Source organism: Halomonas elongata (assembly GCF_029081005.1).
Lineage (GTDB): Bacteria > Pseudomonadota > Gammaproteobacteria > Pseudomonadales > Halomonadaceae > Halomonas > Halomonas elongata_B.
Map to the genome: position 1 here is coordinate 41064 of NZ_JAJQTQ010000014.1, position 18168 is coordinate 59231.

Consider the following 18168-nt stretch of genomic DNA (forward strand, 5'->3'; position numbering starts at 1 on the left):
ATCGAGCATCACCGCCAATTTATCATGATAAATTGGCGGGTCAAGAATCCCCTATCAACGAGAACGCTCGATGCGCAACCCATGCCGCCGCAGCTTTCTCACCACGCTGGGCTGGCTGATGCCGAGGCGCTCGGCAATGGCATAGGTCGAGCCCGCTTCGCGACAGAGTCCGGACAGGATATCCCGCTCGGTGCGTGCCAGGGCGCTCTGAAGCGTCTCCCCCTCGGCCAGGCCACGGCGTCCGGAAGGGGCCTCCTCCGCCGGCGCTACGACCCGCTCGACGCCCCCCGCTTGTCCGACCTCTTCCCGGGGGCGGATCACATCCTCCCCCGCCGAGAGCCAGGCCCGTTCCAGCCAGTTCTCGAGCTCGCGCACGTTGCCGGGCCACTCCCGGCCCATCAGCATCTGCCAGGCATCCCGGGCGATGATCTTGTCGCGGCCATAGCGCGTGTTGAGGCGCTGCAGGTGGCGCTCGACCAGCCCGGGAATATCCTCGCGGCGCTCCCGCAGCGGCGGCAAGGTCACGGGAATGACGTTGAGACGATAATAGAGATCCAGCCGGAAGCGGCCGGCCTCGACGCTACGCGCCAGATCCTGGTTGGTGGCCACCACCAGGCGGAAGTCGACGCGCCTCGCTCGAGTATCGCCGAGTCGCGTGATGAAGCCGTCCTGGATCACCTTGAGCAGCTTGGCCTGCATCGGCAACGGCAACTCACCGACCTCGTCCAGGAACAGGGTGCCGCCCTCGGCCTGCTCCATCAGTCCCGCCTTGCCGCCCGGCGCGGCGCCACTGAAGGCCCCCTGCCGATAGCCGAACATCTCGGATTCGAACAGACTCTCGGGGATCGCCCCGCAGTTGACATCGACGAAGGGCCCCGCCTGCCGTGGACTCCAGCGATGCAGCTGCCGCGCAAAGGCGGTCTTGCCGACGCCCGACTCGCCGAGCATCAACACCGTGGCATCCGTCGGCGCCACCCGCTTGAGCAGTAATGCGACCTCGCGCATCAGGCCGCTTCGAGCCTCCAGGTCCGCCAGTTCGGTCTCGGCGCCGGCCTCTTCACCGCCACCCCGCCTCAGGTGTTCGTTGAAGCGCCGCTGCAACAGCGCATATTCCTCCTGCAGCAGCTGCAGATCGGTGAGGTCCATCGAGCGACTGACCACGGCGACAAGCTTGCCGGCATCGAACACCGGGTGCGCCTGGGCGATGACCCGACGCCCCGTGCTGGTTATCTGCGCCACCTGAGCCGGCTCACCGGTGCGCATCACCTCCAGGCTGACCGAGGGACGCAGCACCCCCTCGGCTTCCAGCGCCTGGACCGTGGTACGGCAGAGGTCCTCGCGGGACATGCCGTATACCGCCGCCGCTGCCGGACTGACATCGCGTATTCGTCCATCGGCCTCGACCACGAAGAAGTGATCGTGGGCGGTTTCGATGATGGTGCGCAGGGTCAGGGAGTCGAGCTCGCTCATGGTATCGATTCATTTCTGGATCGTTGATCCACAAGTGTATCATCCAGTCGCCCAAAGCGATTCACGACTGAATCAACAGATTCGATAACCGCCTGAAAAACCAGGACATAAAATCCTGGCACACTTCCTGCTAGAACTCGGGTGACAATCACCACGACTCGGGAAGCCCACCATGAGCGATTTCAACCAGCCCCTCGGCGGTAACGAGATGCCGCGCTTCGGCGGCCCTTCCACCATGATGCGCCTGCCCACCCAGGACGACGCCACCGGCCTCGATGCCGCCTTTCTGGGCATCCCCATGGACATCGGCACCTCGAACCGTCCCGGCACTCGCCTGGGACCGCGCCAGATCCGCGACGAGTCGCGCATGCTGCGCCCCTACAACATGGCGACTCGCGCCGCGCCCTTCGACAGCCTGCAGGTGGCCGATATCGGCGACGTGCCGATCAACACCTTCAACCTGCCCAAGAACCTCGACATCATCACGCGCCACTATGATGCCGTGCTCGCCCAGGACTGCGTGCCGCTGACCCTGGGCGGCGACCACACCCTGACCTGGCCCGTGCTGCGCGCCATCGCCAGGAAGCACGGCCCGGTCGGACTGATTCATATCGACGCCCACGCCGACATCAACGAGCAGATGTTCGGCGAAGAGGTCGCCCACGGCTGCCCCTTCCGTCGTGCCCAGGAAGAGGGTCTGCTGGACAGCAACCGCGTCGTCCAGATCGGCCTGCGTGGCACCGGCTATGCGGCCGACGATTTCGACTGGTGCCGCGACCAGGGTTTCCGCGTCATCACCGCCGAGGAGTGCTGGTACAAGTCGCTGGCGCCCCTGATGGCCGAGGTTCGCGAGCAGATGGGCGACCGCCCGGTCTACATCTCCTTCGACATCGACGGCCTGGACCCCTCGGTGGCACCGGGCACCGGCACCGTGGAGATGGGCGGCCTGACCGCCCAGCAGGGCCTGGAGATCGTCCGCGGCGCCCAGGGACTCAACGTGGTCGGCGGCGACCTGGTCGAGGTGGCGCCGCCCTACGACACCAGCGGAAACACTGCACTGATGGGCGCCACCCTGCTCTACGAAATGCTGTGCGTGCTGCCCGGCGTCCAGCACCGCGACTGACACCCGACCATTATTGCCCGGCTCATCGGTCGGGTATCCCATTACAACGCCAAACAGGGTTTCACCATGTCCTCCTCTCTCGACTCCACACCGAATACCGCGACGGGCGGCGCCCCCATCGGCAAGGCCGGCCTGCTCAAGTTCCTCGTGCCCTCCTTGATCGGCATCGGCATGTTCCTGGTGCCCTTCTCGACGGGCGACACCATCAACATCGGCATGGGGCTGCTCGCCGACGGCCTCAAGGCGATGCTCGGCGATGCCCTGCCGGCCATCGCCACGGTCGTTCTGTGCGCTTCGGCGCTGCTGACCCTGCTGGTCAAGTTCGCCAAGCCCGGTTGGGCCCGCGATAATGCCTTGGGGGAGCTGTTCGACGTGGCGCCACTGTGGATGGCGATGCGCCTGCTGGGCGCCCTCTTCGCGTTGATGACCTTCTTCCAGGTCGGGCCGGAAGTGATCACCGCTTCCTTCACCGGCGGGGTGATGCTCAACGACCTGGCGCCGGTCCTGCTGACCTTCTTCTTCTTTGCCGCCCTCCTGCTGCCTTTCCTGGTCGACTTCGGCTTCATGGAGTTCATCGGCAGCCTGGTCCGCACGCCCTTTCGCAAGATTTTCGGCCTGCCGGGCCGCAGCGCCATCGACGCCACCGCGTCCTGGATGGGCTCGGGCACCGTGGGTGTGCTGATCACCACCCAGCAATACGAACAGGGCTATTACAACCGGCGTGAAGCCTCGGTGATCGCTACCAACTTCTCGATCGTCTCCATCGCCTTCGCCCTGCTGGTAACCAGTTTCATCGGCATCAACCACCTTTTCATTCCCTTCTACCTGACGGTCGTGGTGGCCGGCCTGGTCGCCGCGGTGATCGTGCCGCGCCTTCCGCCGCTGTCACGCAAGCCGAACACCTACTACGAGCCGGCGGGTTGCCAGATCGCCGAGGAACGTACCGGCTCCGCCGGCCTGCTGCGCTACAGCCTCGGCATGGCCGTCGCCCGGGCGGAGAAGGCGCCGGGGGCGCGCCAACTGCTGCGCCGGGCCCTATTCAATGTCGCCGACATCTTCTTCGGCCTGCTGCCGCTGGTGATCGCCATCGGCACGGTGGCCCTGGTGCTCGCCGAGTTCACGCCGCTGTTCACCTGGCTGTCGTATCCCATGGTGCCGATCCTCGAGTGGATGCGCGTGCCCGAAGCCGCGGCCGCCGCGCCGGCCACCCTGGTGGGCTTCGCCGATATGTTCCTGCCGGCGGTGCTGGCCAGCGACATCGAGAGCGAACTGACTCGCTTCGTGATCGCCTGCCTGTCGCTGACCCAGTTGATCTACATGTCCGAGATCGGCGCCCTGCTGCTGAAGTCCAGGATTCCGCTCAAGCTCTGGGAGCTGGTGGTCATCTTCCTGCTGCGTACCGCCATCACCCTGCCGATCATCGTGGTCATGGGCCACTGGCTGGTCGGCTGAGGAGCCTGTTCATGAGTGATGCCAACCGACACGACATGACCTGCGCCGAATTGCTGATCCGCCTGCTGCGAGACACCTACCAGGTGGATACCATCTTCGGCATCCCGGGCGTGCACACCGTGGAGCTCTACCGCGGCCTGCACGACAGCGGCCTGCGCCACATCACGCCTCGCCACGAGCAGGGCGCCGGCTTCATGGCCGACGGCTATGCCCGGGCCACCGGCAAGCCCGGGGTCTGCTTCATCATCACCGGACCGGGGATGACCAACATCGCCACCGCCATGGGTCAGGCACTGGCCGATTCAGTGCCCATGCTGGTGATCTCCAGCGTCAATCGCCGCGACACCCTGGGGCGCGGTCAGGGGCGGCTCCACGAGCTGCCGAGCCAGCAGCAATTGCTGGCCGGCATCTCGCGCTTCAGCCATACCCTGCTCGACCCCGAGGGGCTGCCGGAAGCCCTGGCGCGGGCCTTCACGGTATTCGAGAGCCGTCGGCCCGGCCCGGTGCATATCGAGATCCCCATCGATCTCTTCGATGCCCCGGTGACACCCCCCACGCATTGGCAGCGCCTGCGCCCGACACCCCCGGCGTCCGATGCCACCGCCATCCGGGAAGCCGCCACCTGGCTGCGCATGGCCGAACGCCCCCTGGTGCTGCTGGGCGGGGGTTGCGTAGACGCTCCCGACGTGGCCCGTCGCCTGGTAGAGGGCCTCGATGCCCCCACCGTCACCACCATCAACGCCAAGGGGCTGCTGGGCCACGACCATCCCCTGGACCTCGGCGCCAATGCCTCGCTGCCGGCGGTGCGCCGCCTGGCCAACGAGGCCGATGTGATACTCGCCGTCGGCACCGAGCTCGGCGAAACCGACTACGACGTGGTGTTCGACGGTGGATTCAAGCTCTCCGGCCGACTGATCCGCATCGATATCGACCCCGAGCAACTGGCCCGCAACCAGCACGCCGGCCTGGCCATCTGCGCCGACGCCAGCCTGGCCTTGAGCGCCCTGGCCCCTCACTTCCCGGAACGACTCGAGCGCCTGGGCACCGAGCGTACCCGTGACGCCCTGGATGCCCTCGACCTGCCCCGGGATCCCGCCTTCGCCGACTATGTGCCGCTGTTCGCCACACTGGCCGAGGCGTTACCCGAGGCGATCCTGGTCGGCGATTCCTGCGCCACCACCTATGCCGCCAATCATCTGGTTGCCCAGCCCGCGCCCCGGCGCTTTTTCAATGCCTCCACCGGCTACGGCACCCTCGGCTACGGCCTGCCGGCGGCGATGGGCGCACAGCTCGCCCGTCCCGACCTGCCAGTGGTGGCACTGGTCGGCGACGGCGGCATCATGTTCACCCTCCCCGAGCTGGCCTGCGCCGTGGAAGAACGGCTGCCGCTGGTGATCCTGCTCTGGCACAACCAGGGCTATGAGGAGATTCGTCGTTTCATGGACGATGCCGGCGTCGAACGACTGGGGGTGGATATTCGAGCACCGGATTTCCAGACGCTGGCGGCGGGCTTCGGCTGCGCCGCCACGCGAGTCGTCACCCCCGACGACCTGGCCCATGCCCTGGCCACCCGGCCGGCCGACGGTCCCCTGCTGATCGAGGTCGACGCCGCCGCCTGGGCCGACACCATCGTTCACGCTTGATCCCGGATTCGGAGCTTTTCCATGCAAAGCCTGACCAAGCAGTTCATCGACAACCAGTGGGTCGAAAGCCAGGGCCAACGCCGCCTGGCGGTGACCGATCCGTACCACCAACGGCAGATCGCCGAGGTCACCGCCGGTGACCCGGCCGACGTCGACGCCGCGGTGACCGCCGCCCGGCGAGCCCAACCGGCCTGGCAGGCACTCGGTGGCAATGGCCGCGCGCCCTATCTCGAGGCCTTGGCCACACACCTGGAACAGCGACGCGAGGCGCTGATGCGGCTCTCGTCCACCAACAACGGCAAGGCGCTGGCCGAAACCGCCATCGACCTCGACGACGCCATCGCCTGCTATCGCTACTACGCCGGCCAGGCCCGGGCCCTGGAAGCGCGCCAGGGACGCCTGGTGGAACACGGCATGGACGGCGTCACGGCACGCACCTACGAAGACCCGGCCGGCGTGGTCGGACTGATCACGCCCTGGAATTTCCCGCTGGTGACCAGTGCCTGGAAGATCGCCCCGGCGCTGGCCGCCGGCTGCACGGTGGTCTTCAAGCCCTCGGAAGTCACCCCGCTGCCCGAGCAGGCCCTGGCCGAGATCGCCGAGGCCATCGATCTGCCCGCCGGCGTGCTCAACCTGGTACACGGCGACGGCGAGGGCATCGGCGCCCCGCTCACCGCGCATCCCGGCATCGACAAGCTGTCCTTCACCGGCAGCAACGCGGTGGGCGAGAAGGTGATGCACGCCGCCGCCGAGGGCATTCGCGGCGTTTCCCTGGAGCTCGGCGGCAAGTCGCCGATCCTGGTGCTCGACGACGCCGAGGTGGAGCAGGCCGCCGACTGGGTGATGGCCGGCATCTACTTCAACAGCGGCCAGATCTGCTCGGCCACCTCACGACTGATCGTCCACCACTCGCTGGCCGACGCCCTGTACGACGCCCTGGGTCGGCGCATCGACGCCATCCGCCTGGGCGACCCCCTGGGCGACGACACCGACATGGGGCCCATGACCAGCGCCCGCCAGCGCCAGAGCGTCGAAGCCTATCTGGCCATCGCCGCCGAGGAAGGACTGGTCGCGGTACGCGACGCCCGGCATCGCACCCTGCCGGATCACGGCGAGTTCATTGCGCCGACACTGTATCGGGACGTACCCACCGACAGCCGACTGTGGCGCGAGGAAATCTTCGGCCCGGTACTCTGCGCGCGCAGCGTCGAGAGCGAAGCGGACGCCATCGAACTGGCCAACGACTCCGACTTCGGACTCGCCGCCACCGTCATTTCCGGCAACACCGAACGTGCCCGCCGAGTCGGCCGCGCCCTGCGCGCCGGCAGCATCTGGTTCAACAGCGAACAGCTGGTGATGCCGGAAGCCGGCTGGGGCGGTTTCAAGCACAGTGGCATCGGCCGTGAACTCGGCCCCTGGGGGCTTGCCGCCTACCTGGAGGTCAAGCACCTGATCGGGCCGGCTGACTGACGACCATCGATCATGTAGAACGAACGTCTCTTGAAGCACAACGCAGAACGCCAACGCTATGGCGTCGATCCGCTCTTCGAGTCCGATGCGATAGCTGTAGGCCAAGGAACGGCCAAACTCAGCGACCGACCTCGGAGATCGGCCGCTCCCCAAGGGTTTCGATAACGAAGGCTTCCATGGCCTGGGCCGCTGGCGACAAGCTGCGATTCCCAAGACGCAACAGGCCCAATTCGCGCTCGACCCAAGGATCCTTCAGCGGGATGAAACGCAGCCGCTCATACTCCTCGGCAAATGCCAGACGCGGCAGCGTGGTAATACCAATGCCCGCGACCAGCATAGCGGTCAGCGAGATCATGTTGGAAATATCGAAGGCGCTCTGCGATAACAAAGGCTCCGCTTCGGTACCTTCCAGCAGGCGCGAAGTACCATTGCGAATCAGCACCTGGCCTTGCAACTCCTCCCAGTTCAGACTGTGACGCTCGGCCAATGGATGGTCATCGCGACATACCACCCCGACGGAATCGCGCATCAGAGGCGTGAAGGAAAGCTCGGCATCCTGTTGCCAGAGGCTGGTCAACCCCAGCTCGACATCACCACTCACCACCAATTGCCGCACGAAATCCGCATTGCCGTCTTGCAAACTGACCCTCAAGGCGGGGTAGCGCTGGATGAAGTCATTGAGAAGATGAGGCATCAGGCGGCTGGCCACCGACGGCACCGCCGCCATGTCGACATGTCCATCCTGCTGGTGGACCTGGGCGGCCAGCTCGCGACTCAGGCGATCATGCTGGGTAATCAGCTCACGAAAGCGCGGCAGGCAATAGTCACCGAAGGGCGTCAAAGTGGCCTTGCTGCCTTTCTCGAACAGTGGTTCGCCCAATTGCCGCTCGAGTTCGCGTACCGCCATGGAAATGGCCGGCTGGGTGCGATGCAACTGACGGGCAGCAGCGTGGAAGCCACCTGTATCGATGATCGCCAGAACATAGCGCAGGGGCTGAATCTTGAGCTCGGGCAGCATGATGACCTCTCATGGTAAGAAAAATTGATTAATATATTTTTATTATTGATTATTCTTATCTTGAGCACTTCCTTAGCATGACGGCAACGTCTATAAGGAGGTTTCCATGTCTCACCTTCACGCTCTCTTCATCAACGACGCCTGGATTGAAGGCCAAGACAGCATTGCCAACGTTAACCCGTCCGACACTACCGACATCATCGGCCACTATGCACAGGCCAGTGTCGAGCAGGTCGGCGAGTCCATCAGCGCGGCACAGCAAGGGCTGGCCGAGTGGCGCCAGAGCGGTCTGGAGCAGCGCTACAGCGTGCTGATGGCCATCGGCGACGAGCTGATCGCGCGCAAGGATGAACTGGGTCGCCTGCTGGCCAGAGAGGAAGGTAAGACGCTCGCAGAGGGGGTCGGCGAGGTCTACCGCTCCGGGCAGTTCTTCCATTACTACGCGGCCGAGGTGCTGCGCCAGATCGACGAACGGGTCGACTCCGTACGCCCGGGCATCGAGGTGGATACCCGCCGCGAGCCAGTGGGCATCGTCGGCATCATCAGCCCCTGGAACTTTCCCATGGCCACCGCCGTATGGAAGATCGCGCCGGCCCTGGCGTTCGGCAATGCGGTGATCTTCAAGCCGGCCAACCTGGTGCCGGCCAGCGCCTGGGCACTGACCGAAATCATCAGCCGCCAGACCCTGCCCGCCGGTACCTTCAATCTGCTGATGGGCGCCGGCAGCAGCGTCGGCGATGCCCTGATCTCCAGTCCCCACATTCACGCCCTGAGCTTTACCGGCTCGCTGGACGTGGGCCGCCGCGTGGCCGCCGCCACTGCCGGCAACCTGGTCAAGTGCCAGCTGGAGATGGGCTCCAAGAATGCCCTGATCGTGGCCGACGATGCCGATCTGGACCTGGCCGTAGAAGCCGCCTATGCCGGCGCCTATTCCGGCACGGGGCAGAAGTGCACGGCCTCCTCGCGGCTGATCGTCACCGAGACGGTGCATGATGCTTTCGTCGAGAAGCTGGTCGCCAAATTGAAGACCATTCGCGTCGGCCATGCGCTGGAAGACGGCGTGCAGATGGGCCCGGCGGTGGATGCCCGCCAGTTGGAGTCGAATCTGGCCTGGGTATCCCGCGCTCAGCAGGATGGCGCCTACCTGGCCTTCGGCGGCGAGCGCGTCGAATGCGACACCGACGGCTATTTCATGGCGCCGACCCTGTTCACCGAGACCACCAATGACATGGCGGTCAATCGTGAAGAAGTCTTCGGGCCGATTGCCAGCGTGATCAAGGTGCGCGATTACGAAGAGGCCATCAACACCCTGAATGACACCCAGTTCGGCCTCACCGCGGGCATCATCACCGACTCCCTCAAGCTGGCCAACGACTTCAAGGCCCGCGCCGAGACCGGTTGTGTGATGGTCAACCTGGCCACCGCCGGCACGGACTACCATGTGCCCTTCGGCGGCCGCAAGAACTCCAGCTTCGGCCCCCGCGAGCAGGGTCGCTATGCCCGCGAGTTCTACACCGTGGTCAAGACCAGCTACGTCAAGCTGCAATAAACCGCTCCGAGGAGGCCAACATGTCGCAGGAAAGACTGATCATCGACGGCCTGCAGTACTCCAACTGGTCGCGGGAAATTTTCGAGCAGATGCGCGAGGGCGGTGTGGACGCCGTCCACGCGACCCTGGTGTACCACGAGAACATTCGGGAAACCCTGCTGCGCATGGGCGAATGGAACCGCCGCTTCGAGGCGCATGATGACCTCATCATGCCGGTCCGCGAGGCCGGTGATATCGAGCGGGCGCGTCAGGCGGGCAAGGTGGGTATCTTCTTCGGCGCCCAGAACTGCTCGCCCATCGAGGATGACATCGACATGGTCGCGCTGATGCGCGACCTGGGGCTGCTGATCATGCAGCTGACCTACAACAACCAGAGCCTGCTGGCCTGTGGCTGCTACGAGAGTGACGACAGCGGCATCACCCGCTTCGGCCGCCAGGTCATCCGCGAGATGAACCGCGTGGGCATGATCATCGACATGTCGCACAGTGCCGAACGCTCGACCCTGGAGGCCGTGGAGCTCTCCGAGCAACCGGTCATCATCTCCCACGCCAACCCGAGCTTCTTTCGCGACGCCAAGCGCAACAAGTCGGACCGGGTGCTCGAGGCGATTGCCGAGTCGGGCGGCCTGCTCGGCTTTTCGGCCTACCCCTTCCACCTGAAGAACGGGCCGGACTGCAGCCTCGAGGACTATTGCGACATGATCGCGCGCACCGCCGACCTGATGGGTATCGAGCACCTCGGCATCGGCACCGACCTGTGCCAGGGGCAACCCACCTCGGTGCTGGAATGGATGCGCAACGGCCGCTGGTCGCGCGACATGGACTACGGCGAAGGCAGCCAGCACAACGCCGGCTGGCCCGAGCCGCTGGCCTGGCTGCGCGACAATCGCGACTTCCCCAACCTGATCGACGGACTGCGCCGGCGTGGCTTCGATGAGGCATCGATCGATCGCATCATGGGGCAGAACTGGCTGGAGCTGCTGCAAGGTACCGCGGTCCCCGCCTCGACGGCCGGGGCCGTGGCCTGACAGCTCCGACCACAGAACATCGCCTGCTTGACTGACAACAACAAGGGCCCAGGCCCGACAGCAAAGGGCAACGAAGATGACACGAGACAACGCCAAGACTCACGACACCACGTCCGCCTCGCCATGCCGGCTGGGCGACCCCATCGTGCTGACACTCAGCATCGGCTTCATTCTGCTGTTCGTCGGCCTGTCACTGTATGACATCGAGATGGTCGCCAACGCCATCGGCAACGGCTTCGCCTGGACGGCGCGTACCCTGGGCGCCTACTTCCAGTTGCTGCTGCTGATCACCTTCTTCGTGGCCATGGGCGTGGCCTTCGCGCCGGCGGCCAGCGCCAAGATCGGCAATCTCGACAAGCCCGAACTGAGCACCTTCAAGTGGCTCTCGATCATCATGTGTACCCTGCTGGCCGGCGGTGGCGTCTTCTTCGCCGCCGGCGAGCCGGTCTATCACTTCGTGGTCACGCCGCCGGCCTTCTCCACCGAGGCCGGCACCCCCGAGGCCGTCGCCGGCGCCCTGGCCCAGTCGTTCATGCACTGGGGTTTTCTGGCCTGGGCCGTGCTCGGCTCGCTGACCGCCGTGGTGCTGGCCCATGCCCATTATGACAAGGGGCAGCCGCTGCAGCCGCGCACCCTGCTCTATCCGGTGCTGGGCGAACGCATCATGAGCGGCTGGTTCGGTGGCGTGATCGATGCGCTGTGCGTGATCGCCGTGGTCGCCGGCACCGTCGGCCCCATCGGCTTTCTGGCCACCCAGGTCAGCTTCGGCCTGCATGACCTGTTCGGCATGGCGGAAGGCTTCGCCACCCAGTTGATCGTGCTGGCCGCCCTGGCCACGATCTATGTCACTTCGGCCATGACCGGCATTCAGCGAGGCATCCAGATCCTCAGCCGCTTCAATGTCTTCCTGGCCCTGGCCATCGCCGCGGTCATCTTCGTGTTCGGGCCCACACTCTTCCTGACCAATGCCTTCACCCAGGGCTTCGGTACCTATCTGACGTCCTTCTTCACCATGGCCACCATGACCGCCGAGACCGCGCCGGCCTGGTGGATGCAATGGTGGACAGTGTTCTTCTTCGCCTGGTTCATCGGCTATGGTCCGCTGATGGCCATCTTCGTGGCGCGCATCTCGCGTGGCCGCACCATCCGCCAGATGATCCTGGCCGTGGCGGTCATGGCCCCGATCGCCACCACGGTCTGGTTCACCCTGCTGGGCGGCTCGGGGATTCATTACCAGCTCACCGGCGCCATCGACCTCACCGAGGCACTGAACAACTTCCAGTTCGATGTCGCCACCCTGACCGTGGCCCAGGCCCTGCCCGGTGGTACCGTCATGGCCCTGGCGATTCTGCTGCTGACGACCATCTTCGTGGCTACCACCGGCGACTCCATGAGCTATGCGATTGCCGTCGTAGGCTCCGGGCATGATGAACCCAATGCCCTGGTACGCGCTTTCTGGGGCATCGCCATGGCGCTCATGGCGGGCATCCTGCTGTACATGGGAGCCGGCCAGATCAGCGTGCTGCAGCAGTTCATCGTGCTTACCGCCATTCCCGTCTCCCTGGTACTGCTGCCCTCCCTGTGGACCGGGCCACAGGCCGCCTATGCCATGGCGAGGGCTCAGGGCCTTTCCACTCGACGCGTGCTGGACCATGACCATGCTTGACGTCACCACTCACGGCGCCACCCCGGTGGCGCTGCGCCCTGCCGACGAAGCGATGACACTCGAGCGTCTGGGCAGCCTGCATGCCAGCCGTCTGAGCTTCGTGCGCAGCCTGGTGCGCCAGATGGCGCGCCAGCGCTGGCAGGTGAGCTGCGCGCGTTTCGATCTGGATGCAGCCGGTCATGGCGTGGCCATCTACCGTCTGCAGACACCTCAGGGCCGCTACCACGGCGTGATCTTCTCCCAGCACCTGGAGCCCGAACAGCGCTCCGATCGGGTTATCGCCCAGGCCTGGGACGTGACCTTCGGCCTGGTGGAAGGCGATGTGGACGAGGGGCTGCTCGAGCAAATGGCCGCCAATGTGCCTCTGCAGGAAGCCGGCCGGCAGCACCCGCGCCTGCTGGTGCTGTCACGCGCCAATCGCAGCCTGCGCAATTTCGCGCATTTCGTCGACGCCCTGTCCAGCGGCCGCCAGCCCGACCCCGGCCAGATCACGCGAGTCGGCTATCTCTACCGGACCACCGCCGTCTACGGCAATGGCAAGTTCGGCATCGCCGACTTCGTGCGCCTGCAGAACAACGCCGACTTCCATCGCCCCTTCTCGGCGCAGATGATGGCGGTCTACCTGCTGCGTCATTTCTCCATTCAGCAGGTCGAGCATATTGCCTGTCACCAGGCCCCCGGCGACGCCGTGCCCTTGGCCAGCGAACTGCGTCGCTACCTGGGCATCGGCAACTCCACCGGGCTCGGCATGGCCCCCTTCCTGATCAATCACCCGCAGTTGGTCCAGCAGTGGGTGACCTGCCGCGAAAGCGCCCTGATGACCGCCTTGCGCCAGGCCCCGGATGAAAACCGGCGCCAGCGACTCCTGGTACTGACGCGGCGCGCCATGCGACATTTCAAGCAGACCGTCACCGAAGACACCGAACAGGGCGTGCGCAATGCACAGACCGTGGCGGCCCTGCCGCAAGTCATCGCCTGGCTCGAAGAAATGCCGCTGGAGGACGACCTCTGGCAACAGCTGACCGCCTGGAGTGCTCGCACTTTACCGTTCGAGACCCAGGAGCTGATTCATACGCTACTGATCGAACTCTACCCGGAGCGGGTCGACTATCTGGAAGACCAGATGGGCGTCATCGAGCGCCTGGAAATGACCCCGGACATGCCCCTGGTGCGACTCAAGCAGTTGATCGAGACCCGCTACGACTGGGCCCTGAACGAGGACTTCAAGACCCCGGAAGCCCGCTACTGGTTCTGGTATCGCTCGGTGGAAAAGGAAGAACCCCGGCTGGGCGTGCGCGACCAGGAGCCGGGTGCCGAGAAGGAGCTTCATCTGGCCATTGCCCCGCGGGTACAGCACACCCATGGCGTGTTGAGCGAGTTTCTCGAGGCCAACCCCCGGGCGCTGGTGGTCGAGTTCCTGATCGCCCATCCGCGTCACAAGGATATCGTGCGTCGCATCCAGACCATGGTGGATACGGCCTACGGCGAGATTCGCGCCAACCTCTGGCATCGCGACATGAAGCCCATGCATCTGCTGCGTACCAAGCTGTCGTTCTTCGGCGCCAGCCGCTTCGACCCCAAGTCGGACCGCTGGGTGCGCATCACCCTGTTTCAGGGCGCTCCCCTGGTCGAGGAGCTGAATGCCGAGTCCCACGACCTCCAGGACTTCGATGACTGGAGCTTCCCGCTGGAACCCGAGTCACCGGGAGAGACCGCCATGGCCCGCTGACACGGGCCCGCAAACGGATAGACCACTCTGCAGGGGAACCAACATGAAGGCATCCTACAACGAGCTGCAGGGCCTGTGCCTCAAAGCCTTCATCGGCATGGGCTTCGAGGAAGGCGACGCCGCCGACGCGGCGGACATGGTCGCCTGGATGCAGTGTTTCGGTCTCGGCGGCCTGGCCGCCCTCAGTCGCGGCCTCGACTTCCTGCTCGAGGATGACCCCGATGACCTGCCCAGCGTGCTCTATCAGGATGGCGACCTGGCGGTCATCGACGGTCATGGCCAGAGCGTGCTGCGCAGTTCCACCCTGTCGCTGGAGCTCGGCTTCGCCAAGGCACGGGCACGCGGCTTGGCGGTCATCAAGGTTCGCCACTGTCACAACCGCCAGTTGATCATGGGCTACCTGGCACGACTGGCCGGACGCGGCATGAACGTCACCGCCTTCTGGCGCAACGCCCAACAACCGCTGACCGAACAGGTCGTCGGCTTTCGCGCCAACAGTGCGGTCCCGGAGATCCGCGTCTATGCCGTGCAGGAAATACCGGAAGAGAACGAACCCAACAATGCCATCACCATTGTCATGGCCAACCATGTCGACTTGCTGCCGGCCATGCGCTCGGACTATCGGTACGACCTGCTGGCTCACCACGACGAATCCACCCTGCTGGCCAGCCGCCATCAATCCCTGACGGAAGGCATCGAGGTGGATGAAACCGTCTGGGCGCGCCTCAAGCACCTGGCCAGCCGCATGCTGGTGGAAGCCACCGACGCCTCGCGGGAAGGCGCCGGCGCCAGTTATCAGGACAACGACTGAGTCACAATGCCCCGCTCAACAGGCGGAGCGGTACTCATATCAAGACGGGAAGGAGAACTGCGCGCCTTCTCGCACCCCGGCCGATGGCCAGCGCTGGGTAACGGTCTTGCGCTTGGTGTAGAACCGCACGGCATCCGGGCCGTAGGCGGCGAGGTAGCCGAACAGCGAGCGCTTCCAGCCACCGAAGCTGTGGTAGGAGACCGGCACCGGCAGCGGCACATTGATGCCGACCATGCCGACCTGAATGCGGTCGCTGAAGTAACGCGCCGCTTCACCGTCGCGGGTGTAGATGCAGGTGCCATTGCCGTACTCGTGATCGTCGATCAACTGCATGGCATCTTCCATGGAGTCGACGCGCACCACCAGCAGCACCGGGCCGAAGATTTCTTCCTGGTAGCAGGTCATCTCGGGGGTGACGTTGTCGATCAGGGTGCCGCCCACGTAGAAGCCGTCCTCATGGCCGGGTACCTGCACGCCACGACCATCGACCACGATCCTGGCGCCCTGCTGCTCGGCACTGTCGATATAGCCGCAGACCTTCTCCTGATGGGCCCTGGTGATCACCGGGCCGAAGTCGTTCTCGGCGTCGTGGAAGGGGCCGACCTTGAGGGACGTCATCTGCTCCTGCATCTTGCCGATCATGGCGTCGGCCGCCTCGTCGCCCACGGCCACGGCCACCGACAGCGCCATGCAGCGTTCGCCGGAGGAGCCGAAGGCGGCCCCGGTCAGGGAATTGACCACATTATCCATGTCAGCATCGGGCATCACGATGGCATGGTTCTTGGCGCCGCCCAGGGCCTGGCAGCGCTTGCCGTTGGCACTGGCACGCTGGTAGATGGTTTCGGCGATCGGTGTGGAGCCGACGAAGCTGACGGCCTGCACGCGGGCATCGTCGAGTAGGGTGTCGACGGCTTCCTTGTCACCATTGACGACGTTGAGCACACCGGCGGGCAGCCCCGCCTCGAGCGCCAGCTCGGCGATATAGAGCGCCGAGGTCGGGTCGCGTTCGGAGGGCTTGAGCACGAAGGTGTTGCCGCAGGCGATGGCCATCGGATACATCCACAGCGGTACCATCGCCGGGAAGTTGAACGGCGTGATGCCGGCGACCACGCCCAGCGGCTGGAATTCGCTCCAGGAGTCGATGTTGGGACCGACGTTCTTGCTGTGCTCGCCCTTGAGCAGTTGCGGCGCGCCGCAGGCATATTCGACGTTCTCGATGCCGCGCTGCAGTTCGCCCTTGGCATCGTGGACGATCTTGCCGTGCTCCTGGCCGATCAGCCGGGCGATCTCGTCGGCGTTCTGCTCCAGCAGCTGCTTGAAGTTGAACATCACGCGAGCGCGCTTGGCGGGCGGCGTGCTGCTCCAGGCCGGATAGGCGGCCTCGGCGGCAGCGATGGCATCCTCGACGGTGGCCTTGCTGGCCAGGCTCACCTGGCCGCCGATCTCGCCGGTGGAGGGATTGAAGATATCCTGAGTGCGCCCTTCACCGGCGACGCGTGAGCCGTTGATCAGATGGCCGAGTGTGGTCATGTGTATCCTCTCTGAGGGAGTGTTACAGATTGAGCTTATTAGCCCTGTAATGTGGTCGGCATTGACGGAGTACTCGGGGCTGATCCGTCGACGGGACTGCGAGGAGGCGCCGTGAACCCTTCCATGGGGGCTACTTTTGCCATCCATGGCAAAAGACCTCCTCTCCGCCCCGTCCCCGGCGCCCCTCGTTTTCCACCACGACTGTGCCGTTCAGTCCAGCTCACCGAGCGCGTCGCCCAGTGCGTTGATAAGCCGGTCGATTTCCTCGCGCTCGACGATGAACGGCAGGCCGAGCTGGATGGTGTCGCCGCCATAGCGCACATAGAAGCCTTTCTCCCAGCACTTCATGGCGATCTCGAAGGGGCGTCGTGCCGGTTCGCCGGGATAGGGCTCGATCTGCAGGGCGCCGGCAAGACCGTAGTTGCGGATGTCGCTGACATAACGCGCCCCCTTGAGGCCGTGCAGCGCCTCTTCGAAGACCGGGCTCATCTCGCGAACGCGCTCGATCAGGCGGTCGTTCTCGAGCACGTCCAGCGCGGCCATGGCGGCGGCGCAGGCCACCGGATGACCCGAATAGGTATAGCCATGGGGCAGCTCGAGCATGTAGTCGGGGCCGCCCTGCTCCATGAAGGTCTGATAGATCTCGTCGCGCACGATGACCCCGCCCATGGGCACGGCGCCATTGGTCAACTGCTTGGCGACGTTGAGGATATCCGGCACCACGCCGAACTCCTCGGCGCCGGTCATCGACCCCATGCGGCCGAAGCCGGTGATGACCTCGTCGAAGATCAACAGGATGTCGTGCTGGTCGCAGATCTCGCGCAGACGCTCGAGGTAGCCCTTGGGCGGTGGAATCACCCCGGCCGAGCCGGCCAGTGGTTCGACGATCACCGCGGCGATATTGGAAGCATCGTGCAGAGCGATCAGTTCCAGCAGCTCATCGGCCTGGTCGGCACCGCGCTCGGGCATGCCTCGCGTGAAGGCATTGTCCTTCAGCAGCGTATGGGGCAGATGGTCGGCATCGACCCCCTGGCCGAAGAGCACGCGATTGGCCCCGATGCCCCCCAGGCTGATGCCCCCGAAGTTGACGCCATGGTAGCCCTTGGCACGCCCGATCAGCTTGGTCTTGCTCGGCTTGCCCTTCTTGCGCCAGTAGGCCCGCGCGATCTTCAAAGACGTATCGGCACTCTCGGAACCGGAGCCGGTGAAAAAGACATGATCCAGACCGGCGGGGGTCAGTCCTCGAAGGCGATGCGCCAGTTCGAAGGCCTTGGGATGACCGAACTGGAAGGCCGGAGAATAGTCCAGCTCGCCAAGCTGGCGGCTGACCGCCTCGGTGATTTCCGGGCGACAGTGGCCGGCACCGCAGGTCCAGAGACCGGAGAGGCCATCGTAGATGCGTCGCCCCTCGGCATCCGTCAGGTAACTGCCCTCGGCGCCGACGATGATACGCGGGTCGCGCTTGAACTGGCGATTGCCCGTGTAGGGCATCCAGTAGGCATCCAGTTGCTCCGGGCTCAGCCCGGCGGTCCGGGCAAGGTTTTGATCCGACATGACGACACCCTCTCGTGAGTCACCTTGATGGAGGTTCTGCCAAGCAGGCTAGTCCTGCCTAATGATCAATTAAACCTAGATATATTTAATTTCCCGTAAGCCATGAGTTAACTTTAAGCAGCCCC

13 protein-coding genes are annotated in these 18168 nt (G+C 64.9%); 9 read left to right on the forward strand and 4 right to left on the reverse strand.

The features are described 5' to 3' along the window. Nucleotides 1-54 precede the first annotated feature (54 nt). Nucleotides 55-1470, reverse strand: a complete 1416-nt coding sequence (locus LU493_RS11675) for a sigma-54 interaction domain-containing protein (protein WP_275287976.1) — start codon at nt 1468-1470, stop codon at nt 55-57. 172 nt (nt 1471-1642) lie between these two features. On the opposite strand from LU493_RS11675, the gene speB reads away from it, so the two are divergent. The 4 genes from speB (at nt 1643) to LU493_RS11695 (ending at nt 7158) form a co-directional block, all read left to right on the forward strand. Continuing rightward, the gene (gene speB / locus LU493_RS11680; protein WP_275287977.1) at nt 1643-2593 is read left to right on the forward strand and encodes an agmatinase; all 951 of its coding nucleotides are present in this window, start codon (nt 1643-1645) and stop codon (nt 2591-2593) included. 66 nt (nt 2594-2659) lie between these two features. Then, the gene (locus LU493_RS11685) at nt 2660-4045 is read left to right on the forward strand and encodes a YjiH family protein (RefSeq protein WP_275287978.1); all 1386 of its coding nucleotides are present in this window, start codon (nt 2660-2662) and stop codon (nt 4043-4045) included. 11 nt (nt 4046-4056) lie between these two features. Continuing rightward, nucleotides 4057-5688 carry a 5-guanidino-2-oxopentanoate decarboxylase gene (locus tag LU493_RS11690; RefSeq protein WP_275287979.1) on the forward strand — a complete coding sequence of 544 codons (1632 nt, stop codon included), beginning with the start codon at nt 4057-4059 and terminating at the stop codon, nt 5686-5688. A gap of 21 nt (nt 5689-5709) precedes the next feature. After that, a complete protein-coding gene (locus LU493_RS11695; RefSeq protein WP_275287980.1) occupies nt 5710-7158 on the forward strand; it encodes an aldehyde dehydrogenase family protein in 1449 nt (482 codons plus the stop codon). A gap of 118 nt (nt 7159-7276) precedes the next feature. Here LU493_RS11695 and LU493_RS11700 read toward each other — a convergent pair whose 3' ends face one another. Continuing rightward, the gene (locus LU493_RS11700) at nt 7277-8176 is read right to left on the reverse strand and encodes a LysR family transcriptional regulator (RefSeq protein ID WP_275287981.1); all 900 of its coding nucleotides are present in this window, start codon (nt 8174-8176) and stop codon (nt 7277-7279) included. Between the two features lie 106 nt (nt 8177-8282). On the opposite strand from LU493_RS11700, the gene LU493_RS11705 reads away from it, so the two are divergent. The 5 genes from LU493_RS11705 to LU493_RS11725 all read left to right on the forward strand — a co-directional run bounded on the left by LU493_RS11705 (nt 8283) and on the right by LU493_RS11725 (nt 14959). Then, entirely contained in the window at nt 8283-9725 is a 1443-nt protein-coding gene (locus LU493_RS11705; RefSeq protein WP_275287982.1) for an aldehyde dehydrogenase family protein, read from the forward strand. 20 nt (nt 9726-9745) lie between these two features. After that, nucleotides 9746-10753 carry a dipeptidase gene (locus LU493_RS11710; RefSeq protein ID WP_275287983.1) on the forward strand — a complete coding sequence of 336 codons (1008 nt, stop codon included), beginning with the start codon at nt 9746-9748 and terminating at the stop codon, nt 10751-10753. Between the two features lie 76 nt (nt 10754-10829). Then, on the forward strand, nt 10830-12419 hold the full coding sequence (locus LU493_RS11715; RefSeq protein WP_275287984.1) for a BCCT family transporter: 1590 nt from the start codon (nt 10830-10832) through the stop codon (nt 12417-12419). Next, on the forward strand, nt 12412-14148 hold the full coding sequence (locus tag LU493_RS11720; RefSeq protein WP_275287985.1) for a hypothetical protein: 1737 nt from the start codon (nt 12412-12414) through the stop codon (nt 14146-14148). The genes LU493_RS11715 and LU493_RS11720 overlap by 8 nt, the downstream gene beginning before the upstream one ends. 43 nt (nt 14149-14191) lie before the next feature. Then, entirely contained in the window at nt 14192-14959 is a 768-nt protein-coding gene (locus tag LU493_RS11725; RefSeq protein ID WP_275287986.1) for a DUF3726 domain-containing protein, read from the forward strand. A 39-nt stretch (nt 14960-14998) separates the two neighbouring features. Here the strand turns inward: LU493_RS11725 and LU493_RS11730 are convergent, their stop codons facing one another. Together LU493_RS11730 and LU493_RS11735 are read right to left on the reverse strand one after the other, a co-directional pair. Next, nucleotides 14999-16489 carry a CoA-acylating methylmalonate-semialdehyde dehydrogenase gene (locus LU493_RS11730; protein WP_275287987.1) on the reverse strand — a complete coding sequence of 497 codons (1491 nt, stop codon included), beginning with the start codon at nt 16487-16489 and terminating at the stop codon, nt 14999-15001. A gap of 210 nt (nt 16490-16699) precedes the next feature. Continuing rightward, complete coding sequence (locus tag LU493_RS11735; RefSeq protein ID WP_275287988.1) at nt 16700-18043, reverse strand: aspartate aminotransferase family protein; 1344 nt, start codon at nt 18041-18043, stop codon at nt 16700-16702. Nucleotides 18044-18168 lie beyond the last annotated feature (125 nt).

Bases quoted from the DNA above. Each gene is read 5' to 3' on its own strand.
- LU493_RS11730 (WP_275287987.1), bottom strand. From the start codon at position 16,489: ATGACCACACTCGGCCATCTGATCAACGGCTCACGCGTCGCCGGTGAA.
- LU493_RS11705 (WP_275287982.1), top strand. From the start codon at position 8,283: ATGTCTCACCTTCACGCTCTCTTCATCAACGACGCCTGGATTGAAGGC.
- LU493_RS11725 (WP_275287986.1), top strand. From the start codon at position 14,192: ATGAAGGCATCCTACAACGAGCTGCAGGGCCTGTGCCTCAAAGCCTTC.
- LU493_RS11715 (WP_275287984.1), top strand. From the start codon at position 10,830: ATGACACGAGACAACGCCAAGACTCACGACACCACGTCCGCCTCGCCA.
- LU493_RS11700 (WP_275287981.1), bottom strand. From the start codon at position 8,176: ATGCTGCCCGAGCTCAAGATTCAGCCCCTGCGCTATGTTCTGGCGATC.
- LU493_RS11720 (WP_275287985.1), top strand. From the start codon at position 12,412: ATGCTTGACGTCACCACTCACGGCGCCACCCCGGTGGCGCTGCGCCCT.
- LU493_RS11675 (WP_275287976.1), bottom strand. From the start codon at position 1,470: ATGAGCGAGCTCGACTCCCTGACCCTGCGCACCATCATCGAAACCGCC.
- LU493_RS11735 (WP_275287988.1), bottom strand. From the start codon at position 18,043: ATGTCGGATCAAAACCTTGCCCGGACCGCCGGGCTGAGCCCGGAGCAA.
- LU493_RS11710 (WP_275287983.1), top strand. From the start codon at position 9,746: ATGTCGCAGGAAAGACTGATCATCGACGGCCTGCAGTACTCCAACTGG.
- speB (WP_275287977.1), top strand. From the start codon at position 1,643: ATGAGCGATTTCAACCAGCCCCTCGGCGGTAACGAGATGCCGCGCTTC.
- LU493_RS11685 (WP_275287978.1), top strand. From the start codon at position 2,660: ATGTCCTCCTCTCTCGACTCCACACCGAATACCGCGACGGGCGGCGCC.
- LU493_RS11690 (WP_275287979.1), top strand. From the start codon at position 4,057: ATGAGTGATGCCAACCGACACGACATGACCTGCGCCGAATTGCTGATC.
- LU493_RS11695 (WP_275287980.1), top strand. From the start codon at position 5,710: ATGCAAAGCCTGACCAAGCAGTTCATCGACAACCAGTGGGTCGAAAGC.